General features: G+C 62.4%; 21 protein-coding genes. 4 read left to right on the top strand and 17 right to left on the bottom strand.

The window, feature by feature from the left end; translation table 11 throughout:
• Positions 1-20: 20 nt before the first annotated feature.
• Together ppk2 and QUV21_RS01975 are read left to right on the top strand one after the other, a co-directional pair.
• Positions 21-896 (top strand): polyphosphate kinase 2, encoded by an 876-nt coding sequence (gene ppk2 / locus QUV21_RS01980; protein WP_300852811.1) that lies wholly within the window; start codon positions 21-23, stop codon positions 894-896.
• A complete protein-coding gene (locus QUV21_RS01975) occupies positions 893-1,504 on the top strand; it encodes a TetR/AcrR family transcriptional regulator (protein WP_300852810.1) in 612 nt (203 codons plus the stop codon). The genes ppk2 and QUV21_RS01975 overlap by 4 nt, the downstream gene beginning before the upstream one ends.
• 265 nt (positions 1,505-1,769) lie before the next feature.
• Here the strand turns inward: QUV21_RS01975 and QUV21_RS01970 are convergent, their stop codons facing one another.
• The 5 genes from QUV21_RS01970 to QUV21_RS01950 form a co-directional block, all read right to left on the bottom strand.
• Positions 1,770-2,843, bottom strand: coding sequence for an ABC transporter ATP-binding protein (locus QUV21_RS01970; protein ID WP_300853471.1), 1,074 nt, complete (start codon positions 2,841-2,843; stop codon positions 1,770-1,772).
• A 17-nt stretch (positions 2,844-2,860) separates the two neighbouring features.
• Positions 2,861-3,670, bottom strand: coding sequence for an ABC transporter permease (locus QUV21_RS01965; RefSeq protein WP_300852809.1), 810 nt, complete (start codon positions 3,668-3,670; stop codon positions 2,861-2,863).
• Complete coding sequence (locus tag QUV21_RS01960) at positions 3,667-4,539, bottom strand: ABC transporter permease (protein WP_300852807.1); 873 nt, start codon at positions 4,537-4,539, stop codon at positions 3,667-3,669. Before QUV21_RS01960 ends, QUV21_RS01965 begins: the two co-directional genes overlap by 4 nt.
• A gap of 144 nt (positions 4,540-4,683) precedes the next feature.
• Complete coding sequence (locus QUV21_RS01955) at positions 4,684-4,944, bottom strand: hypothetical protein (RefSeq protein ID WP_300852806.1); 261 nt, start codon at positions 4,942-4,944, stop codon at positions 4,684-4,686.
• 163 nt (positions 4,945-5,107) lie between these two features.
• The gene (locus QUV21_RS01950; RefSeq protein WP_300852804.1) at positions 5,108-6,532 is read right to left on the bottom strand and encodes a PLP-dependent aminotransferase family protein; all 1,425 of its coding nucleotides are present in this window, start codon (positions 6,530-6,532) and stop codon (positions 5,108-5,110) included.
• A 71-nt stretch (positions 6,533-6,603) separates the two neighbouring features.
• Between QUV21_RS01950 and QUV21_RS01945 the strand changes: the two genes are divergently transcribed.
• Positions 6,604-6,846, top strand: coding sequence for a DUF1127 domain-containing protein (locus tag QUV21_RS01945; RefSeq protein ID WP_300852802.1), 243 nt, complete (start codon positions 6,604-6,606; stop codon positions 6,844-6,846).
• 110 nt (positions 6,847-6,956) lie between these two features.
• Here the strand turns inward: QUV21_RS01945 and QUV21_RS01940 are convergent, their stop codons facing one another.
• The 10 genes from QUV21_RS01940 to QUV21_RS01895 all read right to left on the bottom strand — a co-directional run bounded on the left by QUV21_RS01940 (position 6,957) and on the right by QUV21_RS01895 (position 20,281).
• Positions 6,957-7,493 carry a DUF2478 domain-containing protein gene (locus tag QUV21_RS01940; RefSeq protein WP_300852800.1) on the bottom strand — a complete coding sequence of 179 codons (537 nt, stop codon included), beginning with the start codon at positions 7,491-7,493 and terminating at the stop codon, positions 6,957-6,959.
• Between the two features lie 11 nt (positions 7,494-7,504).
• Positions 7,505-8,785 (bottom strand): gephyrin-like molybdotransferase Glp, encoded by a 1,281-nt coding sequence (glp, locus tag QUV21_RS01935; protein WP_300852799.1) that lies wholly within the window; start codon positions 8,783-8,785, stop codon positions 7,505-7,507.
• The gene (locus QUV21_RS01930) at positions 8,782-9,414 is read right to left on the bottom strand and encodes a carbonic anhydrase (protein WP_300852798.1); all 633 of its coding nucleotides are present in this window, start codon (positions 9,412-9,414) and stop codon (positions 8,782-8,784) included. Before QUV21_RS01930 ends, glp begins: the two co-directional genes overlap by 4 nt.
• Positions 9,404-9,916 (bottom strand): hemerythrin domain-containing protein, encoded by a 513-nt coding sequence (locus QUV21_RS01925; RefSeq protein ID WP_300852796.1) that lies wholly within the window; start codon positions 9,914-9,916, stop codon positions 9,404-9,406. Before QUV21_RS01925 ends, QUV21_RS01930 begins: the two co-directional genes overlap by 11 nt.
• A 77-nt stretch (positions 9,917-9,993) precedes the next feature.
• Entirely contained in the window at positions 9,994-10,782 is a 789-nt protein-coding gene (locus QUV21_RS01920) for a peptidylprolyl isomerase (RefSeq protein ID WP_366907369.1), read from the bottom strand.
• An 11-nt stretch (positions 10,783-10,793) separates the two neighbouring features.
• On the bottom strand, positions 10,794-11,576 hold the full coding sequence (gene narI / locus QUV21_RS01915) for a respiratory nitrate reductase subunit gamma (protein ID WP_300852793.1): 783 nt from the start codon (positions 11,574-11,576) through the stop codon (positions 10,794-10,796).
• A gap of 1 nt (position 11,577) precedes the next feature.
• Entirely contained in the window at positions 11,578-12,279 is a 702-nt protein-coding gene (gene narJ, locus QUV21_RS01910; RefSeq protein ID WP_300852791.1) for a nitrate reductase molybdenum cofactor assembly chaperone, read from the bottom strand.
• Entirely contained in the window at positions 12,279-13,805 is a 1,527-nt protein-coding gene (narH, locus tag QUV21_RS01905; RefSeq protein WP_300852790.1) for a nitrate reductase subunit beta, read from the bottom strand. The genes narJ and narH overlap by 1 nt, the downstream gene beginning before the upstream one ends.
• Complete coding sequence (locus QUV21_RS01900; RefSeq protein WP_300852788.1) at positions 13,802-17,548, bottom strand: nitrate reductase subunit alpha; 3,747 nt, start codon at positions 17,546-17,548, stop codon at positions 13,802-13,804. The genes narH and QUV21_RS01900 overlap by 4 nt, the downstream gene beginning before the upstream one ends.
• 15 nt (positions 17,549-17,563) lie before the next feature.
• Positions 17,564-20,281 carry an MFS transporter gene (locus tag QUV21_RS01895; RefSeq protein ID WP_300852786.1) on the bottom strand — a complete coding sequence of 906 codons (2,718 nt, stop codon included), beginning with the start codon at positions 20,279-20,281 and terminating at the stop codon, positions 17,564-17,566.
• Positions 20,282-20,537: 256 nt separating this feature from the next.
• Between QUV21_RS01895 and QUV21_RS01890 the strand changes: the two genes are divergently transcribed.
• Positions 20,538-21,236, top strand: coding sequence for a cyclic nucleotide-binding domain-containing protein (locus QUV21_RS01890; protein ID WP_300852784.1), 699 nt, complete (start codon positions 20,538-20,540; stop codon positions 21,234-21,236).
• Between the two features lie 3 nt (positions 21,237-21,239).
• Here the strand turns inward: QUV21_RS01890 and QUV21_RS01885 are convergent, their stop codons facing one another.
• Entirely contained in the window at positions 21,240-21,506 is a 267-nt protein-coding gene (locus tag QUV21_RS01885; RefSeq protein ID WP_300853470.1) for an NnrU family protein, read from the bottom strand.
• Between the two features lie 125 nt (positions 21,507-21,631).
• Complete coding sequence (locus tag QUV21_RS01880) at positions 21,632-22,279, bottom strand: 5-formyltetrahydrofolate cyclo-ligase (RefSeq protein ID WP_300852782.1); 648 nt, start codon at positions 22,277-22,279, stop codon at positions 21,632-21,634.
• Positions 22,280-22,643 lie beyond the last annotated feature (364 nt).

Below are 22,643 nucleotides of genomic sequence, written 5' to 3'. Positions count from 1 at the left end.
GCAAAGTGCAGGAGGCCATGATGACCCTTCCCTTCGACGGCGCAATCAGCCGCTATTTCCAAGAAGGCGCGCCGCCCGAAATCCGCACGGCGATCAAGACTGGCGGCAAGGACGACATCCTGACCAATTCCTACCCGTATCGGGAAGAAATGAAGGGCAAGGATTACGAACGACAAATGGCAACCCTTCAGATCGAGCTTGCCAGAATGCAGGCCTCGATCCGCGCCAGCGGCCAACGCCTGATCGTCATCTTCGAGGGCCGCGATGCGGCAGGCAAGGGCGGCACGATCAAGGCGGCAACGGAGAACATGAACCCCCGGCAGGCCTATGTGGTGGCCCTGCCGAAGCCGACCGATCGCGAAAGCCAGCAATGGTATTTCCAGCGCTACGTTGACTGGTTCCCGGCAAAGGGCGAAATCGCGCTTTACGACCGCAGCTGGTACAACCGTGCAATGATTGAACATGTTTTCGGCTTCTGCACCCCCGAAGACCGCATGAAGTTCTTCCGCCAACTTCCTGAATTCGAACAGATGATCGCGGATGAAGGGATCGTCTTCCTGAAGATCTGGCTGGAAGTCGGCCGGGCCGAACAGCTGCGTCGGTTCCTTGCTCGCGAAGCCGACCTTCTGAAACAGTGGAAGCTGTCGAAGATCGACGTCGATGGTCTTGGCAAATGGGACGACTACTGCGCGGTGATCGACGAGACGATGCAAACCACCAGTTTCAGCTACGCCCCCTGGACGGTCATCCTTTCCGATGACAAGAAGCGCGCCCGGATTGCAGCGCTCCAGACGATCCTTGGCGCGGTCGACTATGCCGGCAAGGACATGGCGGCCATCGGCACCCCGGACAGCGCCATCTGCGGCGGACCTGCCCTGCGCAAGCCAGACAGATGAAGCGCGGCTACCACCACGGCAATCTGCGCCAGGCCCTGGTCGAGGCAGCGCTGGCCCTGATCGACCAGAAAGGGCCGCAGGGCTTTACCCTTTCAGAAGCGGCCAAGGCCGCAGACGTGACCCCTGCCGCCGTCTACCGCCACTTCGCAGGGCGCGACGACCTTCTGGCTGAAGTTGCGCGGCAAGGTTTCGACATTTTCGCAGCCCTTCTGGAATATGCTTATGACGAGGGGCGACCCTCGGCCCTTGCGGCTTTCGAGGCCACCGGCCGGGCCTACCTTGCCTTCGCGCGCAAATATCCGGGACATTATCAGGCGATGTTCGAAAGCGGCCTCCAACCCGGCCAGCACCCGGAACTTGCCACCGTCTCGGCCAAGGCCCGCGCCACACTGGACCGCGCGGCAGACAATCTGTCCCGCGCATTGCCGGCCGACCGCCGTCCGCCACCCAGCATGATCTCGGCGCATGTCTGGGCCGTAAGTCATGGGGTTGTGGAGCTTTTTCTGCGCGGCAACGGCGGCCCGCAGCCCTGGGCGCCGGAGGATCTGCTGGAATCCGCCATCGGCATCTACCTGCGCGGATTGGGCTTGCTGTCTCCGGACCGGTGATCCTGCGGCGCGGCGTGCCGCCGCAGGTCTTTCCTTTCGTCAGCGCGAAAGGCGCGCCTCCTCGGCAAGCGGGGGCATTCTGCCCCCAAACCCCCTGAGAGTATTTGTAAGAAGAGCAAGCCGATCTGCGCTTTTCGAAAATACTCCACGGGGGGGGGTCGGGGTGACGCAACCCCCGCAGCGGAGCCGGTTGGCGCTTGCGCCAGAGGCGACACAAGAGCCTTGCAGCCGCGCGCTTCTGCGCGGCTGCTCGATCTTGAACGTTTCAGCGGAACAGAACCAGGGCCGAGGGACTCCACGCGACGCGGACTTTCGTGCCGACCTCAAGCACTGGGCGGCCGGGAACGTTGCGCATGCTCAGGCGCACTTCCACATCCGTCCCGCCCAGATAGACGTCGTAATAGGTCATGTCACCGAAATAGATCACCTCGTCGATCACACCGTCCGTCTCACGTTCCGGGGCTTTCTGGTCGTCATAGAGGAGCGTCAGCGTTTCGGGACGCAGGCCGACCACAGGGGCTTCTCCCTTTCCGGGCGGGGCTGCCGAGATGTCCAGCGCCACACGGCCAAGGCCCTTTGCCTCGATTTCGGCGGTGTCTCCGTTTTCCGACAGGATGGTCGCCGGGATGAAATTCATCGTCCCGATGAAATCGGCCACCTTCTTGGAGTTCGGGCGGCGGTAGAGGGTTTCGGGGTCGGCCAGTTGGGTAATCTCGCCTTCGAACATCACGGCGATGCGGTCTGACATCACCAGCGCTTCTTCCTGATCGTGGGTGACCAGAATGAAGGTGATCCCGACCTGGCGTTGCAGCTTGATCAGTTCGACCTGCATGTGTTCGCGCATCTTCTTGTCGAGCGCCGACAGCGGCTCGTCCAGAAGCAACACCTTCGGTTTCAGGATCAGCGCCCGGGCAAGGGCCACCCTTTGCCGCTGGCCTCCTGACAGGGCATGCGCGGCACGGTTGCCAAAGCCCTTGAGGCCGACCATCTCCAGCGCCTCCTCCACTGCCCTTGCCTTTTCAGGTTTGGGACGGGGATCCTTGCGCAAACCGAAGCCCACGTTTTCAGCGACCGACATGTGCGGGAAGATCGCGTAGCTTTGAAAGACCATGTTCGTCGGACGGGCATTCGCCGGGACATTTGCCATGTCCTTGCCGTCGATCAGCACAGCACCCGAGGAAATGTCCTCGAACCCGGCAATCGTGCGCAGGAGCGTGGTCTTGCCACAGCCCGAGGGTCCAAGGAGCGAGAAGAACTCTCCCGCCCGGATTTCGCCATTGATCCCGCGCAAGGCATGGTAATCCCCATAATATTTATGGACATCGCGGAATTCGATCATCGTGGGGCGGTCAGACGTCACAGGAAGCCTCCGGTATCCTTGCCACCGGTCTTTGCGATGCCGCGGCGGCGGAAATATTCAGCAAGGGCAAGCAGCAGAACCGATACGCCCACAAGGATCGTTCCCAGTGCCAGCATGGCCGGCACCCGGGCCGGGAAGCGGAACTGGCCGTAGATATAGGCGGACAGCGGGGTTTCGGTGCCGCCAAGGAAGTAGGCGATGATGAATTCGTCGAGGCTGATGGTAAAGCAGATCAGGAGCGACGAGATGATCCCCGGCATCACCAGCGGCAGCACGATCAGGCGGAACGTGGACAAGGGCGTCTCACCCAGATCATAGGCCGCTTCCTCAAGGCTGCGGTCCAGCGACTGGAAGGCAGACGACAGGATCGCCACCGCAAAGGGCGTGCAGATCAGCACATGGCCAAGGATGATCGTGAAGATCGACAGCGGCACCCCGATGGCCAAGAGAACCACCAGAAGCGACATCGCCACGATCATCTCGGGCAGGACCAGCGGCAGCATTACCAGCCCCATGATCCCTGCCTTGCCTGGAAACGCGTAGCGCGTGGAGGCGCGGGCAGCGAAGATACCCAGTGTCGTGGCCAGAATCGCGGTGCTGACCGATACGATCATCGAGTTCTTCAGTGACCGGAACAACTGCACATCAGCCCACATCTGGCTGAACCATTCGGTGGTGAAGCCCGACAGGGGAAAGGCGATGACCTTGGAGTTGTTGAAGGCGAACATCGGCAGAAGGATGATCGGCGCATAAAGGAAGATCAGGTAGATGATCGCGTAAAGGCGCAACCCGCCAGCCTTGTTCATCGTGCATTCCCCCGCAGGAACCGTCTGTTCATGAACAGGAATATCAGGGTAATGACCGCCACGATCACCATGGCGCTGACCGCAATCGCCGATCCGACCGCCTTGTCATTCTGCTTCAGCATTTTCACTTCGATCATGTTGGCAATCATCGGCAGCTTGCCACCCCCGATCAGGTCCGGCGTCACATAATCACCTATGGTGGGGATGAACACGATCAACGTGGCGGCAATCACCCCCGGCATCGCCAGGGGCAGCGTTACCCGCCAGAAGGTGCGCAGCCGGGATTCACCAAGATCCTGCCCGGCCTCCAACAGGCTGCGGTCGATCTTTTCCAGTGCCACGAAGATCGGCAGGATCGCAAAGGGGGCGTAGGCATGTGCCAGCGTCACCACCAGCGCGCCGACGTTGTAGTTGATCCACTGCAACGGCTCGTCAATGATCCCGACGGTCAGAAGGCCCGAGTTCACCACCCCATTGTAGCCAAGGATAACCTTCCACAGGAACACCCGGATCAGATAGCTGGTCCAGAACGGGATCGTGATCAGGAAAAGCCACAACGCCTTGCGTGACGGGGCCACGTGGAAGCTGACGAAGTAGGCGATGGGAAAGGCGATGACCACGGTGACCAGCGTCACCAGCATCGACACGGTAAGCGACCGCAGCATGATCGCCTGATAGACCTTGCCGGTCCAGACCTCGACATAGTTCGAAAGGGTAAAGTCCCAGATGATCCGGTTCTGGCCGTCGGTCAGCACCGAATATAGCAAGACGGTGGCAAGCGGCGCCGCAAGCAGCAAGATCGCGTAGATCGCTGTCGGGCTGACCAGTTTAAGGCCAGCCTTGGCCTCGGAGCTAGGCGTCTCAGCCATCTTTCCCCCTGCGATGCCGTGCTTGGTTGCGCCGGCCTTCTTGTCGTTTGATCAAATCCTGCCCCATCACCGGGGCCAACGCAAGAGGGTCAGAGGCCTCCAGCCAAATCAACCATCATCAAGGCGCGACAGGCGAGAAAAGGATCAGCCTGCAATCCGTTCGATGGCGATTGCCCGCTTCTTCAGCTCGTCATAAAGCGTCGGCACAACGCGCAAGGCTCCGACAGCCACTCGAAGCGCCTCGGAAATCCGTGCTTCGGACGGATCGCTGGAGGCCACGCGCCAGATCATCCGCCGCGTCACGCCATCGTCATAGACAATCTCGGTAGCTCCGGCGCGGGTTTTCCGCCAGCCAAGGAAATCCGCGCCGCCATGCGGCGCGTGAAAGGTCGATTGCTGTCCCATTTTCGGGCTCTCTTGTTGTTCTGCTCTGCCGGAAAGCTTCCGTCACGTCAGGGGCTTCGGTCAACTCCCACCCTTGGCAATTCCGCGTGATCGAGTCTCTTATGCAACAGGTGGGGTTTGCCTGCCCTGACGGCGCCTCTGTGTTGCACATCTGGCCGACGCGTCAGACCGAAAGGTCAGACGGCGGGCGTGCCAGAAGATCGGCAAGGGTCCGCATTGCCGCTTCAAACCCCTCGCGCGACAGGTTCCCGGCAATGGCGATCCGCACCGCATTCGGTGCGCGGCCATGCACCAGCGCATATTCGTCAGCCGACCGGACCAGCACCCCCCGCGCCTCGGCCATCCGAACGAAGGTAGAAGCCCGCCAGCCCAAAGGCATCCGCAGCCAGACAAAAGGCACCCCCGGCTGCCAACCAAGGTCATAGGCCCCCAGCAGATTGACCAAAAGTTGTAGCCGCTCGGCAAACTCGGCCTGCACCCGGGCCTTGATCTCGGCGGCGGCGCCAGAGCGGAACAGGTGCAGCATCAGGTCGGACACTGGGCGCGACAGCGCAAAGAAGCCGTGCTGCGCAGTCAGACGCCCCGCCTCGCCCATTCCCGCCGGGCAGATCACATAGCCAAAGCGGAGCGCCGCCGAGATGGTCTTTGACACCGAGCCGACCAGCCAGACCCGTTCCGGTGCCAAGGCGCGCAAGCTGGGGATGTCAGTCTCGGCCACCGAATAGCAGTCATCTTCCAGCACTTGAAGGTCATAAGCCCTTGCGATTTCAGCAATCTCTTGCCGTCGCCTGACCGGCATCCGGCCGGTTGTCGGGTTCTGCGCTTCGGTCGTCAGACACAGAACCTGTGCGCCATGGCGGCGACAGGCGGCCTCCAGCGCGGCGGGCACCACCCCCTGATCGTCAATCTCGACCGGCACCACTTCGGCGCGGGCGGCCCGGGCGGCATAGCGAAAGCCGGGATAGGCCAGTTCCTCGATCAGCACCGCCGGACGTTCGCCGCGCAGGCAGCAATCGAAGATCAGGCTGATCGCGTTTTGCCCGCCATGGGTCAACGCCACATCCTCTGGCCCGATCGGCCCAAGGATGCGGTCGCCCATCCAGCCGACGATCTCGGCCCGCAAGGCAGCCTCGCCAAGCTGGCTGGTATAATCAAGCCAGCCCGTGTCAGTTTGCGCCGCCATGTCCAGAAGGGCGGCCCGAAACGCCCCGGCCTGCCCGACTTCCGGCACCTGCGGTGGACGCAGATCGACAAGACCGGTCGTGCCGCCCGTGATCCGCTCGGTATACAAAGGTTGGGTCGGGCCAAGCCGGGGCGATTGTGCCGCCACAAAGGTACCGCGCCCGACAGTTGCCGCCAAAAGCCCCTCTTGCGTGGCCAATTGGTAGGCACGCGCCACGGTTCCCGGCGTCAGGTGCAGCCGCCATGCCAGATCTCGCACCGTAGGAAGCTGCGAATTCGGCGGCAGATCACCGTTGCGGATCGCGTCACGCAAGGCGCGGCTCAGTCCAAGGTACTTCGGCCCGGGGAATTGAGTCAGATCAGGCGCCCAATTTGTATCTGTCACAATAAACCTCTGGCGACTCATTCGGTGAAATTGATAGTTTGTATCTACGCAAATCGATCCATTGTATCAATACAAAATCACAGGAGGCAGCAATGCCCCACTCCAGCACCCGCTTTTCAGGCAATGGCAACCGCGCAACGGCGCACCAATCGCTTGTCCGTGGCATGCAGCCCTTGCGCGGACTTGCGGCCTTGTCGGCGACCCTGACCACAGCGCTGGCCCGCCGTCGCGACCGCGCGTTTCTGGCCCGGCTTGACCCCCATCTGCTGAAAGACATCGGCCTAACCAGCGCAGAGGTTGACCACGAATGCGCCAAGACTTTCTGGCAGCCCTGAGCGCCAGCCTCACCGCTTTCCCCTGACTGGGCCGGGATTTCCCGGCCCTTTTTTCGTTTTGGAAAGAAGATAACGTGGCAAGGCGACAGGATCGCCAATGCCGGCCGGGTTCAGGCCGGTTCCACCACTGTCGCGGTAACCCTGTCCACCCATGCCTTCAGCGCGGCGGGTTCAGGCGGCAACTGGATTGCCATGCCTGCCGCAAAGGTCTTGAAGGCTTGAAGGTTCAGCGCGTTGAGGCCGACCAGAACGGGAATATCCATGGCGACCGCTTCGGCAATCACGTCACGAAACCCCCGTCCTTCGGCTTCGTGCTTGCCGAACTTGTTGATGATCAGCAGGTCAGCACCGGATGCAAGGCCCGCCGCGACCAAAGCCACAGCCGCCTCAAGCGCGGCCGGGTCGAGCCGGCAGCCTCTTGCCTGCGGACCAAGATCCTGACTGATGCGCAGAACAGGGCCGCCTGGCAAAACCCGGACATCCATGTCGCAGGGGCCTGTATCTGCGTCGCCATTCCTGTGCTTGGCGCTGTTGATCTGGACGGTCCCGCAGCATCTGAGACCACGGGCAGCAAGATCGGCAGACAAGCCGTGAAGAACCAGATCCGTATCGCCGCGCCCTGGCGCCATCGTGTAGGCAAGTTTCATGTCTGGCATCCTCAGGATTGGCAGAAGGGTTGAAATTCGACCAGCGCGCCCTCTGGCAGGGTATCGGCGTCGGCAGGCAGCAAGATCAACCCGTCGGCCATGGGAAGGCGCCCGACGCGGGACGAATGGGTGGCGTCCTCGAAGCTGACAACCTCGCGGCCATGGCAATCAAAGCCTGCAAGCGTGGCGGGTCTGAACTCGCAGCGTCCCGGCTTTCGCCGGATGGCGGCCAGTGTGACGACATGGCGTCTGGCAGGTGGGCAGGCGGTTTCACCCGCAAGTCCACGAATCAGCGCCATGCCGAAGACCTGCCATGTGACGAAGGCCGAAAGCGGATTGCCGGGCAGTCCGAGCCAAAACGTCTTTCCAAGCCGCCCAAAGCTGACCGGCTTGCCCGGCTTGATCGCCACACCGCTGAAAAGGGTTTCACCACCCATTTCGGCGAAGGCAGGCTTCACATGGTCTTCTTCCCCAACCGAGATACCGCCAGTGGTGACGACAAGGTCAGCCAGTCCCGCCATGTCGCCCAGTTGCCGGACGAGATCCCCCCGATTGTCGGCACCATGCGCGGTTGCGACGATGTCCGCACCGGCGGCCGCCAGCGCTGCGGCCAGCATTGGCGTGTTCACGTCCCAGATCTGTGCGGCCTTGCGCGCACCACCGGACTTTCGCACCTCGTCGCCGGTCACAAGAAGCGCCACACGCACCCGAGGGCGGATCCGGAGGATACCGGCGCCCGACGCTGCGCAGGCAGCAATCTCCCTTGGTCCAAGCCTTTGGCCCGGGTTCAGAATAGGGGTTCCCTTTGCAATATCGCTTCCGGCCCGCCGTATGTTCAGGCCCGGCTCCGGACGGTGGAGAAGTCGGATGACATCACCTTCACGGACGACCTCTTCCTGCATCACGACGGCGTCCGCACCGTCGGGAAGCGGTGCGCCAGTGAAAATGCGGACGGCTGTTGCGCCGGACAGGGCCTTGGGAATTGCCCGGCCTGCAGGCACGCGCGCAACCACGCCCAGCACCCACGGCCCGTTTCCGGTCAGCGAAGGGGTTGCGACCGCGTAGCCATCCATGGCCGCGTTGTCAAAAGCAGGCACCATGGACCGGGACCGGACTGGTCGGGCAAGGATGCGGCCGAAAGCACTGTCCAACGACACCGCCTTGGTCCTGCCGACCGGCGCGGCATGCGCTGCAATCAGGGCAATGGCTTCGTCGATGCTGATCAGGGCATGAAGACCGTCCCGCTGGTCGCAGCCACAGCCCTGTGCGGCAATGGTCTGATGTATCGTCATTGTGCGGCTTCCTTTTCGAAGGTCTCGGCTTGGAAGTGTCCGGGACCGATGCTGCAATCGAGGTCGCGCAGGCGCCCGTCCTTCAGGCCGTAGATCAGGCCATGCACGCGAATATCTGCTCCACGCCGCCATGCCTTTTGCAGGATTGGTGTCTCGCAAACGCGCCGGACCCCTTCGACCACGTTCAACTCGGCCAGCCGGTCGCGCTTTGCCTCAAGGTCGGGCTCGCGCCCAAGATCGACCGCGTAGCCTCGGGCGAGGCGGCGGATCGGCTCCAGCCAGTGATCGGCCAGACCATGTGGAAGATCCTCCGTCGCGGCCCGCACCCCGCCACAGCCGTAATGACCACAGACGATGATCTCACGCACCTTCAGCGCATCGACTGCAAATTCCAGAGCCGACAGCAGGTTCATGTCCGAGGAATGGATGATGTTGGCCACGTTGCGATGGACGAAGACCTCGCCCGGATCGAGGCCCGCAACCACATTGGCCGGCACCCGGCTGTCCGAACAGCCGATCCAGAAGAACTCCGGGGCCTGAAGGGCGGCAAGGCGGGTGAAATAATCCGGTTCTTCGGCGTGGCGTTGTTCCGACCACGCGAGGTTGCGTGCCAAAATATCATTCAGCATTGCCTGTCTCCTGGATCGAGGAAAGCCCGCGCCGCACCTGCATGCGCTTGGCAAGCACCCGGAGATCGGAGCGGGTCAGCCGGGCGCGGGCGATTGGGATCAGGATCGCGTTTTCGGCGACCAGATGGCGGCGCACGCGCCCCGCGAACAGGGTCAACAATGCGCGATCCTCGACGCTCAGGCCCGGACCGCTGACAAGACAACCGGCCAGAACCGCGCGCACTTCCGGCAGCAGCCGGATCACTTCATCCTGATCGGACCTGATCCGGCCGATAGTGCTTTCAATGGAATCCTCGGCGGTGCAGCGCCGCGCCAGAAGGGGGAACAGATCCTCAACCTCATCACGCAGATGCACATTCAATTCCCCATCAAGAAAGCGAAGCACTGTCTGAGCCGCCTGCCGATCTGGGAAGGCCGCCATTGCCAGCCCGTCGATGGCCGCGCAGATCTGGCGTTCGCGCAAGTGGTCTTCGCTGATGACGTCCAGGGGATTTGCAGCCATGCTCTGGCTTCCTGGGACATCACCGCTGCCACGGCGCGAAGGATCCGAGTGTTTCATGGCACGCCCCCCAACTTGGCTCAGATCGGCGCAAGACTTGCGCCTGTTATCTGCGCCCGTTCAGCAAGCGTCTCCACGAAGGCACGCGAGGCCCGCGCCCATGCCGCCTTTTCAAGCGCCTGCGCGATGATCGGCCGAACGCCGTCAAAAGGCAGCACCTGACCGGGGGCAATGGCGTTCAGCCGGATGATGTGCCAGCCGTGTCGCGACAGAATGGGCGCGGGCGTCATTGCACCCTCGGACAGGCTGCGCAGGGCCGCCTCGAACTCCGGCACGGTGTCACCGGGGCCAAGCTGACCCAGATGCCCGCCCTGCCCCTTCGATCCGCAATCGCTTTCCCGCGCCGCTGAGGCAAAGCCTTTCGCGTCACCGTCCAACCGCGCCAGAACCGCCTTGGCGCGGGCTTCGGCCACCGCGCTCTCCGCATCGTCGCGCGGATCGCAGGCGCACAGGATGTGCGACACGTCCCAAAGCGGGGCCGAGCGGAACCGCTCCGGGCCTTTCGCCCACTCTGCCCGCACATCGGCATCCGAGACCGGCGCAATCGTCAGCGCCTCGTCCAGCAGGGCGCGGATCAGTGCCTCGTCCTCGGTCTCGACCCTGCCGGGGGCCAGTTCCTCGGGGTCGGCCAGAACCCCGCGTCTGCGCGCCTCTTGCAACAAGAGGGCGCGGATCGTCAGGGCCTGCGCCGCCTTGCGCCAGGCGATGCCGGGCTTGTCCTTGGGGGCTGCGTGGTTCTGGGCCTCGGCGGCGATGGCCGCCGAGGGGATGGTTTCGCCGTTCACGACGACATCGGGGAAAAGGGCCATGTTCATGCTGCTCACTGCGCCGGTGTGGTGGCTTTGGGGCCGGCCTTGCCCTGCCGTGCGTCATAGGCGCGGCGTCGTTCTTCCAGCGGGCGGCGGCGTGAGCGCACGATCTGATAGCCCGGCCGCGTCAGAAGATAGCGGAAGGGCGCGGCAAAGCCGGACCAGATATGCACCAGCCGGGTGAAGGGAAACAGCATGGTGATGATCAGCCCAAGGAAGATGTGCAGCTTGAACAGCCAATGCACGTCAACCACCGTGACCCAGGCGTTAACGTTCCAGGTGACCACGCTTTGCGACCATTCCATGAAGCGGATCATCTCGGCGCCGTCCATGTGTTGCAGCGACTGGGTGATCGTCAGAAGGCCGATTGCAAGCTGAAGCCAGATCAGGATCATGATCAGGATATCCAGCGTGGTCGAGGTGGCCCGGATCCGTGGATCGGTCAGACGCCGGTGGATCAGCATCGTGCCCCCGATCAGCGCGGCAAGACCCGCCGGGCCGCCGATCAGGACCGCCATCCATTGCTTGAGGCCGTAGGGAACGCCAAGCGCATCCAGCACCCAGACCGGGGTGAACAGGCCGACAAGGTGGCCAAAGAAGACCGTCAGGATGCCAACGTGGAACAGGATCGACCCCCAGATCAGCTGCTTGCTGCGCAAAAGCTGGCTGGACGAGCTTTTCCAGGTGAAGGGGTCGCGTTCGTAGCGCGCGATGGACCCGACAAGGAACACCGTCAGCGCAACATAGGGCATGACCCCGAAGATGATGAAGTTGATGTCGAAACCTTCGAACATGTCATGCGCTCCTGTTCAGGGGGTTGGGGGCCGGTTTGTCCATCAGGGCCAGCATGTCGCGGACCTGCGGACAGCCCGCATTGGGATCGGGGCCGAAGGTCACTTCGGTTTCCTCCCAGACGGTATCCAGCGCGGCAAGGTCAGTGGGATCGTCATCGGGCTGTGCCAGCATCCCGGCAAGGGCTTCTGCATCCGCCTCTGCGCCGGCCATCTGGGAAAGAGCGGCGAACGCGGCGGCATATCCGCTTTCGCGCCGTTCAAGCCGGGCAGCGACAGCATCAAGGATATGAGTCGCGTCTGCCAAGGTTTCCTGTGCTTCGGCGAAGGGACGCGTCGACAGGAATTCCAGCAGCACCGGCAGGTGGTCGGGCAGTTCCGAGGTGGCGGGCTCGAACCCGCCCTCCCGATAGGTTTCGATCAGGCTGACCATCGCGCCGCCCCGGTCCCGGCTTTCGCCGTGGACATGCTCGAAAAGGTTTAGCGACAGGGTGCGCGACCGGTCGAACAGCATGACATAGCGTTCCTGTAGGTCGTAAAGGTCGCCCCGGGCGAGACCGTCCGTCAGCGCGATCAGGTCGGCGCGGGTCCGCGGTGCGATCCGGGAATCGGTGCCAAGTATGGTGCCGATCTCGTGCATCGCTGCCTGCAGTTCCGCCGTCGGATAGCTGAGCGTCAGCGACAGTGCCTTGAGTGTGCGGTCCATCAGAATGACTCCAGCGGAAGGGCGAAGGACTTCTTCTTGCCGCCGAACAGGCTGGTCTTGCCCGTCTCGCCAGAAGAACAGCCGTTGCCATCGGTGAACCCGCAGCCGCCGCGAATATCGGCGCCGGCTTCGTTCTGTTCGCGGTGGGCGGTGGGGATGGCGAAACGGTCTTCGTAATCCGCGATTGCCATGATCTTGTACATGTCCTCGATCATCCGGCCCGACATGCCGACACGGGCGGCGATGCCCTCGTCGCGCACGCCGTCCACGGTCAGCGCCCGCATGTAAAGCCGCATGGCCGACATCCGTTCCAGCGCGTGAACGATGGGTTCCTCATCCCCCGCCGTCAGCATGTTGGCGAGGTATTGCACCGGGATCCGCAGGGACCGCACGTCCGGCATCTGGTCGCTCATCGCAATCTGGCCGGCCTGGGCCGCATTCTGGATCGGCGACAACGGCGGGATATACCAGACCATCGGCAGGGTCCGGTATTCGGGATGCAACGGGAAGGCGACCTTCCACTCCATCGCCATTTTCCAGATCGGGCTGATCTTGGCGGCCTCGATCCAATCCTCCGGCACGCCGTCGCGGCGGGCGGCGGCGATCACGTCCGGGTCGTTCGGGTCCAGGAACACGTCAAGCTGCGCGCCGTAAAGATCGGTCTCGCGCTCGGCGCTGGCGGCGGCCTCGATCTTGTCGGCGTCGTAAAGGATCACCCCCAGATACCGGATGCGGCCGACGCAGGTTTCCGAACAGACCGTCGGCTGGCCGGATTCAATGCGCGGATAGCAGAAGGTGCATTTTTCCGATTTGCCGGTATCCCAGTTGTAATAGACCTTCTTGTAGGGGCAGCCGGAAATGCACATCCGCCAGCCCCGGCACTTTTCCTGATCAATCAGGACGATGCCGTCCTCCTCGCGCTTGTAGATCGCGCCCGAGGGGCAGGAAGCAGAGCAGGTCGGGTTCAGGCAATGCTCGCACAAGCGCGGCAGATACATCATGAAGGTATTTTCATACTCTCCGTAGATGTCCTTCTGCACCTTGTCGAAGTTGTAGTCGGCCGACCGCTTGGCGAATTCGCCGCCAAGGATTTCCTCCCAGTTCGGGCCTTTCTCGATCTTTTCCATCCGCTCGCCGGTGATCTTCGACCGGGGGCGCGCGGTGGGGAAAGCGTTCATGTCGGGCGCGGATTTCAGGTGGTCATGGTCGAAATCGAACGGCTCATAGTAGTCGTCGATTTCCGGCATCGACGGGTTGGCGAAGATGTTCGCCATGATCCGCCACTTCGACCCCTGCTTGGGATGCAGCTTGCCCGATTTCGACCGCGACCAACCGCCATTCCAGCGCTTCTGGTTTTCCCAGTCGGTCGGATAGCCGGTGCCGGGCTTGGTTTCGACGTTGTTGAACCAGGCGTATTCAACGCCTTCCCGCGTGGTCCAGACGTTCTTGCAGGTGACCGAACAGGTGTGGCACCCGATGCATTTGTCGAGGTTCAGAACCTTGCCGATTTGCGCGCGAACTTTCATTCCGCTGCCTCCACTTTGCGGGTTGCAGGCGTATCCAGCCAGTCAACCTTCTTCATCTTGCGAACGATCACGAATTCGTCGCGGTTGCTGCCGACGGTGCCGTAGTAGTTGAAACCATAGGACAATTGCGCATAGCCGCCGATCATGTGGGTGGGTTTCAGCGTGGCGCGGGTGACCGAGTTGTGGATGCCGCCGCGATGGCCGGTCTTTTCCGAACCGGGTGTGTTCACGATCTTTTCCTGCGCGTGATACATGAAGAGCGTGCCCTGCTTGATCCGCTGCGACACCACCACCCGAGCGGTCAGCGCGCCGTTGATGTTGTAGGCCTCGACCCAGTCGTTATCGACCAGACCCGCCTTGGCCGCGTCCACCTCGGACATCCAGACCACCGGGCCGCCCCGGTTCAGCGTCAGCATCAGAAGGTTGTCGGAATAGGTGGAATGGATGCCCCATTTCTGATGCGGCGTGATGAAGTTCAGCACCACATGCGGGCTGCCCTCGGCCGCGTCGTTGTTGACGGCCTTGGTGATGGTCTTCAGGTCCACCGGCGGGCGGTAGCTGACGAAACCCTCGCCAAAGGCCCGCATCCAGAGGTGATCCTGATAAAGCTGCTGGCGGCCGGTCAGGGTGCGCCACGGGATCAGTTCGTGGACGTTGGTATAGCCCGCGTTGTAGCAGACTTCCTCGCTTTCGATCCCCGACCATGTGGGGCTGGAGATGATCTTGCGGGGTTGAGCCGCGATATCGCGGAAACGGATCTTGGTATGGTGCGCGCCCTCGGCCAGATGGGCGTGGTGGCGGCCGGTGGGTTTCTCCAGCTCCTCCCAGGCCTTCACGGCCACTTCGCCGTTGGTTTCCGGCGCCAGCATCAGGATCATTTCCGCCGCGTCGATGGCGGTTTCCAGCTTGGGCTGGCCATTCGAGACGCCATCCTCCAGCACCACACCATTCAGGTCGCGCAGATGACCTACCTCGACCTTGGTATCCCAGTTGATGCCCTTGCCCCCGTTACCCAGCTTTTCCAAAAGCGGGCCAACCGAGGTGAACTTCTTGTAAAGGTTGGGATAATCTCGTTCCACCGCAATGTAGTTTGGCGCGGTCTTGCCTGGGATCAGGTCACATTCGCCCTTCTTCCAGTCGCGGACATGTGCCTGAGCGAGTTCGCCGGGGGTGTCGTGCAGCAGGGGAAGCTGGACGATGTCGATTTCCACCCCAAGCACTTCGGGGGTCACTTCAGAGAATTTCTTCGCGATCGACTTGAAGATTTCCCAATCCGACTTCGACTCGTAGGCCGGATCCACCGCCGCCTGTAGCGGGTGGATGAACGGGTGCATGTCCGAGGTGTTCAGGTCGTCCTTTTCGTACCAGCTGGCCGTCGGCAGCACGATGTCGGAATAGACGCAGGTGGTGGACATCCGAAAGTCGATGGTCACCAGAAGGTCAAGTTTGCCCTTCGGCGCCTCGTCATGCCAGACGGCTTCCTTCGGCATCACGCCGCCTTCCTCGCCCAGATCCTTGCCCATCACGCCGTGATCGGTGCCAAGAAGGTGCTTGAGGAAATATTCATGCCCCTTGCCGCTGGACCCCAAGAGGTTCGACCGCCAGACAAACAGGTTGCGCGGCCAGTTTTCCGGGGCATCCGGGTCTTGGCAGGACATCTCCAGCGCGCCGGATTTCAGCTGTTCGGCCACATAGGCAGGAATGGCCTTGCCCGCCGCCTTTGCCGCCTTGGCCACCTCCAGCGGGTTGGTTTTCAACTGCGGGGCTGACGGCAGCCAGCCCATCCGTTCCGCCCGGATGTTGTAGTCGATCAGGGAAATGTCCCAGTCACCTTTCGGTGCCGTGGGCGACAGGATTTCGCCTGCGCACAGCGTCTCATAGCGCCACTGGTCGGTGTGGGCATACCAGCACGAGGTCGAGTTCATCTGCCGCGGCGGGCGGTTCCAGTCCAGCGCGAAGGCCAAAGGCGCCCAGCCGGTCTGCGGGCGGAGTTTCTCCTGCCCCACATAATGCGACCAGCCGCCGCCTTCCTGACCGATGCAACCGCACATCACCAGCATGTTGATGATGCCGCGATAGTTCATGTCCATGTGGTACCAATGGTTCAGACCGGCCCCGAGGATGACCATGGACTTGCCATGGGTCTTTTCGGCATTGCCCGCGAATTCCCGTGCGACGGCGATGATCTTTTCCCGGTCAACGCCGGTGATCTTTTCGGCCCAGGCGGGGGTATAGGGGCTGTCGTCGTTGAAGTCCTTCGACACCCACTTGCCGCCAAGGCCCCGGTCCAGCCCGTAGTTGGCGCAGAAGAGGTCGAACACCGTGGCGACCAGCGCCTGTGATCCATCTGCGAGAGTCACGCGGCGGGCAGGAATGTTGCGGGTCAGCACCTCCGGGTGGTCGCATTTGACGAAATCGCCCGTCGCAACACCGCCGAAATAGGGGAAATCGACGCCCACCACCTCGTCATGATGACCTTCCATGATCTGGCTCAGCCGCAGCTTGGCCCCGGCGCCGTTGGCCTGTTCCTCAAGGTTCCACTTGCCTTCCTCGCCCCAGCGGAAACCGATGGAGCCGTTCGGCACAACCACTTTGCCCGAAGCCTCGTCATAGGCCACGGTCTTCCAGTCCGGGTTGTTCGCCTCACCCAGCTTTCCGTCGAAATCCTCGGCGCGCAGCATGCGGCCGGGGACAAGGTGGCCGTCGCGGTCTTCCAGCCGCACCAGCATCGGCATGTCGGTGTATTTGCGGGCGTAGTCCTCGAAATACTCGGCCTGACGGTCAAGGTGGTATTCGCGCAGGATCACATGGCCCATCGCCATCGCCAGCGCCGCATCGGTGCCGGCCTGCGGGTTCAGCCAGATGTCGCCGAACTTGGCGGCCTCGGAATAGTCGGGGCTGACCACGGCGGACTTGGTGCCGCGATAGCGGACCTCGGTGTAGAAATGCGCGTCGGGCGTGCGGGTCTGCGGCACGTTCGAGCCCCAGAGCATCAGGAAGCCCGCATTATACCAGTCGGCCGATTCCGGCACGTCTGTCTGTTCGCCCCAGGTTTGCGGGGATGCGGGCGGCAGGTCGCAATACCAGTCGTAGAACGACATGCAGGTGCCGCCGAGAAGTGAAAGGTAGCGCGAACCGGCGGCGTAGCTGACCATCGACATTGCGGGGATGGGCGAGAAGCCGAACACCCGGTCGGGGCCATAGGTCTTGGTGGTAAAGGCGTTGGCGGCGGCGATGATCTCGGTCGCCTCGTCCCAGCTGGCGCGCACGAACCCGCCTTTGCCACGCGTCTTGGTGTAGCTTGCGCGCAAGATCGGATCGTTCTGGATCGCGGCCCAGGCGGCGACCGGCGTCATCGAGGGCCGCATCTTGCGCCAGGCGCGCATCAGGGCGCCGCGGATCAGCGGGTTTTTCACCCGGTTGGCCGAGTAAAGATACCAGCTGTAGGAGGCCCCCCGCGCACAGCCGCGCGGCTCATGGTTTGGTAGGCCGGCCCGCGTGCGCGGATAGTCGGTCTGCTGGGTTTCCCAAGTCACGATGCCGGATTTGACGTAGATCTTCCACGAACAGGACCCGGTGCAGTTCACCCCGTGGGTGGAACGCACGATCTTGTCGTGCCGCCAGCGGTTTCTGTAGGTATCTTCCCAATCCCGGTTCTCGCGTGTGGTCTGACCCCAGCCGTCCGAGAATTGCTCCAGTTCCTTGCTCTGGAAGAAGTTCAGTCTGTCGAGAAGGTGGCTCATCGTGGCGTCCTTTCGTTATTCTGCGGGTTGGGCGGCGGCGATGGCACGGCCGCGCTCGATATCGTGGAGAAGCCCGCCGGGGCGCGTGTAGACGGCCCAGGTGATGGCAAGGCAGAGGACGTAGAAGATCAGGAACAGCCACAGCGCGCCGATCGGGCTGCCGGTCATGGCAATGGATGAGCCGTAGGCCTTGGGGATGAAGAACCCGCCATAGGCGCCGATAGCGCTGGTGAAGGCGACGATCCCACCGGATTCCATGGCGATCTGGCGTGCGCGGTCCGTACCGGTCAGTTGCGGCATCAGGCGTGGCACTTCCTTGCCCATGATCACGGGGATCATCTGGAAGGTCGAGGCATTGCCGACCCCGGTAAAGAAGAACAGCGCCATGAAGCCCGCGAAGAACCCGGCAAACGACCCGGCCTGCAACGACAGGATCACCGCCAGAACGCTGGCAATCATCCCCGCGAACACCCAGAAGGTGACACGCCCGCCGCCGAACCTGTCGGACACCCAGCCGGTGCCAGCACGGCTCAGCGCGCCGACCAATGGGCCAAGGAAGACATATTGCAGGGCGTTCACGTCCGGGAAGGCGATCCGGCTCAGAAGCGGAAAGCCCGCCGAATAGCCGATGAAGCTGCCGAAGGTGCCGATGTAAAGGATGCACATCAGCCAGTTCTGCGTGCGCCCGAAGATCACCGACTGCTGGGCAAAGCTGGCTTTCGCGTCGGCAATGTCATTCATGCCCCACCAGGCCGCAATCGTGGCCGCAAGGATGAACGGAACCCAGATGAACCCGGCGTTCTGCATCCAGAGCTGGCCACCGTCGGACAGCTCTTGCGGTGCGCCGCCCATGGTCCCGAAGACGCCGACCGTGATGACCAGCGGCACCAGGAACTGCATGACGCTGACGCCAAGGTTGCCAAGCCCCGCATTCAGCGCCAGCGCATTGCCCTTTTCGGCCTTGGGAAAGAAGTAGCCGATATTGGCCATGGACGAGGCAAAGTTGGCCCCGCCAAGCCCACAAAGAAGCGCCAGCACCAGAAAGATGAAATAGGGCGTTTCCGGGTTCTGCACCGCATAGCCGATGCCGATGGCGGGCAGCATGAGCGACGCGGTGGACAGCGTGGTCCAAAGCCTGCCGCCAAAGATTGGCACCATGAAGCCATAGAAGATGCGCAGCGTCGCCCCCGACAGCGCAGGCAGCGCGGCCAGCCAGAAAAGCTGTTCGGGGTTGAAGGCAAACCCGATGGCGGGCAGCCGCGCCACGACCATCGACCAGACCATCCAGACCGAGAAGGCCAGAAGCAGCGCCGGAACCGAGATCCAGAGGTTGCGGCGCGCAATGGCACGGCCTTTTTCCGCCCAGAACTCCGCATCCTCGGGCCGCCAGTCCTCCAGCACGCGCGGCATGGCGGTGCGTTCGGGGTGATGGATGGCCTGCATCTCGGGCAGTTGTGGCAACTGGTCCAGCACCTCGCCGTGCGCGGCACGCTCCATCGCGCGGATCGACAGGTGCATCCAGCCAAGCGCGATGGCGACCAGCACGAACAAAAGCGCAAAACACGAGGTGTAGATGCCCGTCAGGTCCAGAAGCGCGCCGAAGGCGATGGGCAGGACAAAGCCGCCAAGACCGCCGATCATGCCCACAAGGCCCCCGACCGCGCCGACGTGGTTGGGGTAATAGACCGGGATGTGCTTGAATACCGCCGCCTTGCCGAGGCTCATGAAAAAGCCCAGCGCGAACAGCGTGGCGATAAAGGGCCACAATCCCATCTGCGTGGAAAAGGCGATCGGCCCGTCCTTGCCCTGGATGATGTAATCCGTCGGCGGGTAGGACAGCATGAACAGAAAGATCATGCTGAAGCCGAATGTCCAGTACATGACCGACCGCGCGCCGAACTTGTCAGACAGCACCCCGCCATAGGCCCGGAACAGCGAGGCCGACAGGCTGAAGGAGGCCGCGGCCATACCAGCAAAGCGCACGTCAATACCGTAGACGTCGATGAGGTAGTGCGGCAGCCACAGTGCCAGCGCCACGAAGGCCCCGAAGACGAAGAAGTAGTAAAGCGAAAAGCGCCAGACTTGCAGGTTCTTCAGCGGGGCGAACTGCTGGGCGAAACCGGGTGCCTTGGCGCCCGTCCTGCGGCGCTCGACCAGTGCCGGATCGTCCTTGGCAAGGACGAAGAAGATCACGCCCATCAAGGCAAGGGCTGCGGCCCAGACGTTTGCCACGCCCTGCCAGCCATAGGCCACCATCACGAAAGGGGCGACAAACTTGGTCACGGCCGCGCCGATGTTGCCCGCCCCGAAGATCCCCAGCGCCGTGCCCTGGTGACCCGCGTCATACCAGCGGCTGACATAGGCCACCCCGATGATGAACGACCCGCCCGCGAGGCCCACACCCAGCGCCGCGACAAGATACATGATGTAACTGTCCGCCAGCGTCAGCGCCCATGTGGCCAGGGCAGCCAGGATCATCTGACCGGAAAAGACCAGACGCCCACCGTATTTCTCGGTCCAGACGCCAAGGAATATGCGGGTCAGCGACCCGGTCAGGATCGGCGTGGCCACCAGCAGTCCGAACTGGGTGTCGTTCAACCCCAATTCAGCCTTTATGGCGACACCGATGATGGAAAAGATCGTCCAGACCGCGAAACAGGCGGTGAAGGCGACTGTGCTCAGGCTCAGGGCGCGCGTCTGATCGGCGCGTGAGGCTGTGGCTACGGTCTGCATGGCAGGGCCTCCGGCAAGGATTGCGTGATCACCCCGGAACGGGGGGTCGCAAGCAGACGTGCGGCCGGAGTGGGCCAAATGACTTGATCTAGATCAGGTGACAGAAAAAAATATAATGAAATAAATGACTTGCATAAATATGTTGTCCAGAGATCGATGTCGCATCAAGCAAGTTCCGACCCCGATCAATTGCTGGCTTGACAAAAATCAAGCGGCTTGCTGAGTTGGGCGAAACCCGAAGGGAAGTGTCCGCGCCATGCCAGAGTCGCATTACCCCGAGATTCGCGCGCTCAACCTTTTTGAGGGCATGGACGAGACGCATTTCCAGTCTCTGATGCGCGGTGCCTATGTGCAGAACTTCCCTCCGCAGATCGAACTGATCGGCGAGGGCGAGCCAAGCGATTTTCTGCATGTCGTTCTATCCGGCTCTGTCGATCTCTTTTCCAGCTGGAACGGCCGCGAGACCAGCCTGGCCACGGTAAGGCCGATCTCGACCTTCATTCTGGCGGCAACCATCAGGAATGCGCCCTATCTGATGTCGGCCCGAACACTGGAAAAAAGCCGCATCGTCCTGATCCCCAGCCAGGACGTGCGTGCGATCTTTGATGTAGACAGCAATTTTGCCCGCGCGATCGTGGCAGAGCTTGCCCAATGCTACCGCGCGGTCATCAAGTCGCAAAAGGATCTCAAGCTCAGGACTTCGCTTGAACGGCTGGCAAACTATCTGCTGCGTCAGCAAAAGCGCGCGGGCGGAGGTGCCGCCTTCGAACTGGATTTCGAAAAGCGCCGCCTTGCCTCGGTGCTGGGGATGACGCCCGAGAATCTGAGCCGGGCCTTCAAGGGGCTCCAGCCCTATGGCTTGATCGTCGATGGTATCCGCGTCTCGATCGGCAATCAGGCCGAACTGGAGAAGTTTGCAAAGCCCAATCCGCTGATAGACGACTTCACCTTGTGACTTTCAGGGCAAGGGGCTGACCCCGAACAACAGTGGATGCAGCCAGATCAGCGCGGCATAAAGCCCAACACCCGACAACAGGCGCGCCACCGCCACCCGGCGCGGCAGGCGCGGCGGGCGCGGAGCGCATACGACACCCACCCGCAGACGCTGCCACGCGTCCCCCGACTCGCGCCTCTTTCGGCGATCGATCAAGCGGCCGCCAAGAAGCGCGAAGGCCGCGAATGTGCCGAACAGGATCACATGCGCCAGTTGCCCGTTCGGCACGATATGGGCAGCGGCCTAAAGCGCCATCGTAAACGCCGCCCAGACCGCCGCACCGAAAAAGAAAGGCCGGAAACCGAAGGTCAGGATCACAGGGCCTTTCCACGCGCGCATCTGTCTGGTGGTCGAGCTCATCTGTCCGTCCTTGTCGCTGCGACGCCATCCTCGGTCAGGATCAGGTCAAGCGGGATGTCATGGGGCTGTGGGTAGATCGTTGGCAGGTGTGCCATGGCAAGGGCAATCCCGATGGTCAAAGGACGGGGCGCCAAGATGGCTAGAGTCCGGTCAAAATAGCCCCCGCCCCAGCCCAGACGAAAACAGTCGTCCGTCCACCCAAGGCATGGCGCAAGGGAGATGTCAGGCGTCAGCACGTCGAAGTCCGGCGGCGGAACAGGAATGTTCCAGTCCCCTCGCACCATTTTCGTCTCGGGTGTCCAGCGACGAAAAACCAAAGGGGCTGCGCGCGTTTCAACCACCGGCAAGGCGATGGTGACACCGCTGCGGTGCAGGGCTGCAAGGATCGGACGCAGATCGGGTTCCCCCTTGATCGGCCAGTAGCCCGACAGGACCGGTTGCCGACCAGCCCCCCGCCCTGCCCCGCGTTCAGCAAGTACTGCGCCCAGATGCGCACCGATCTGGTCTGAAACCAGCGCCCGCCCCGTCTGGCCCAGTCCATCCCGCAATCCGCTCAGCCTGGTCCGCTCGGCGCGACGCCAGCGCGCGACATCACGCGCCTGCCCGGGATCAGTCGCCAAAGGGTCGAAGTAGGTGGGGGCCACGTCTGCCGCCATGCAGGGCGGCGAAGCATATGTCCTACCATTGGTCATCTTGCGGGCTCGAACCGGAAGATGATCAGGCCATTTGCCGGGGCGTTCTTTGCGGCCAGTTCGTCAGGAAAGGGCGCGGTGCCACCACAGAGCGACCACCCGAACCCGCAGGCATGCCTGGCGCGGCGCATCGCTTGATGATTTCTGGGGGCTTGGTCGACAGTCGCGCCCGGTTTCTGCGACATCGCTGTGCTGGCATCATCATGCATGGCACCTCCTTTCTTTGCGGACTTTCTGTGCCGATAAGTCGGCGCAAGACGAATTGGCATTTGCATTACCGATTAGACCGCTTAATTACGCATTGCAAATACCAAAT

Origin of the sequence: Tabrizicola sp., from assembly GCF_030373185.1 — a bacterium.
Taxonomy (GTDB): Bacteria; Pseudomonadota; Alphaproteobacteria; order Rhodobacterales; family Rhodobacteraceae; genus Tabrizicola.
This window is presented reverse-complemented; position numbering and strand designations above follow the sequence as displayed.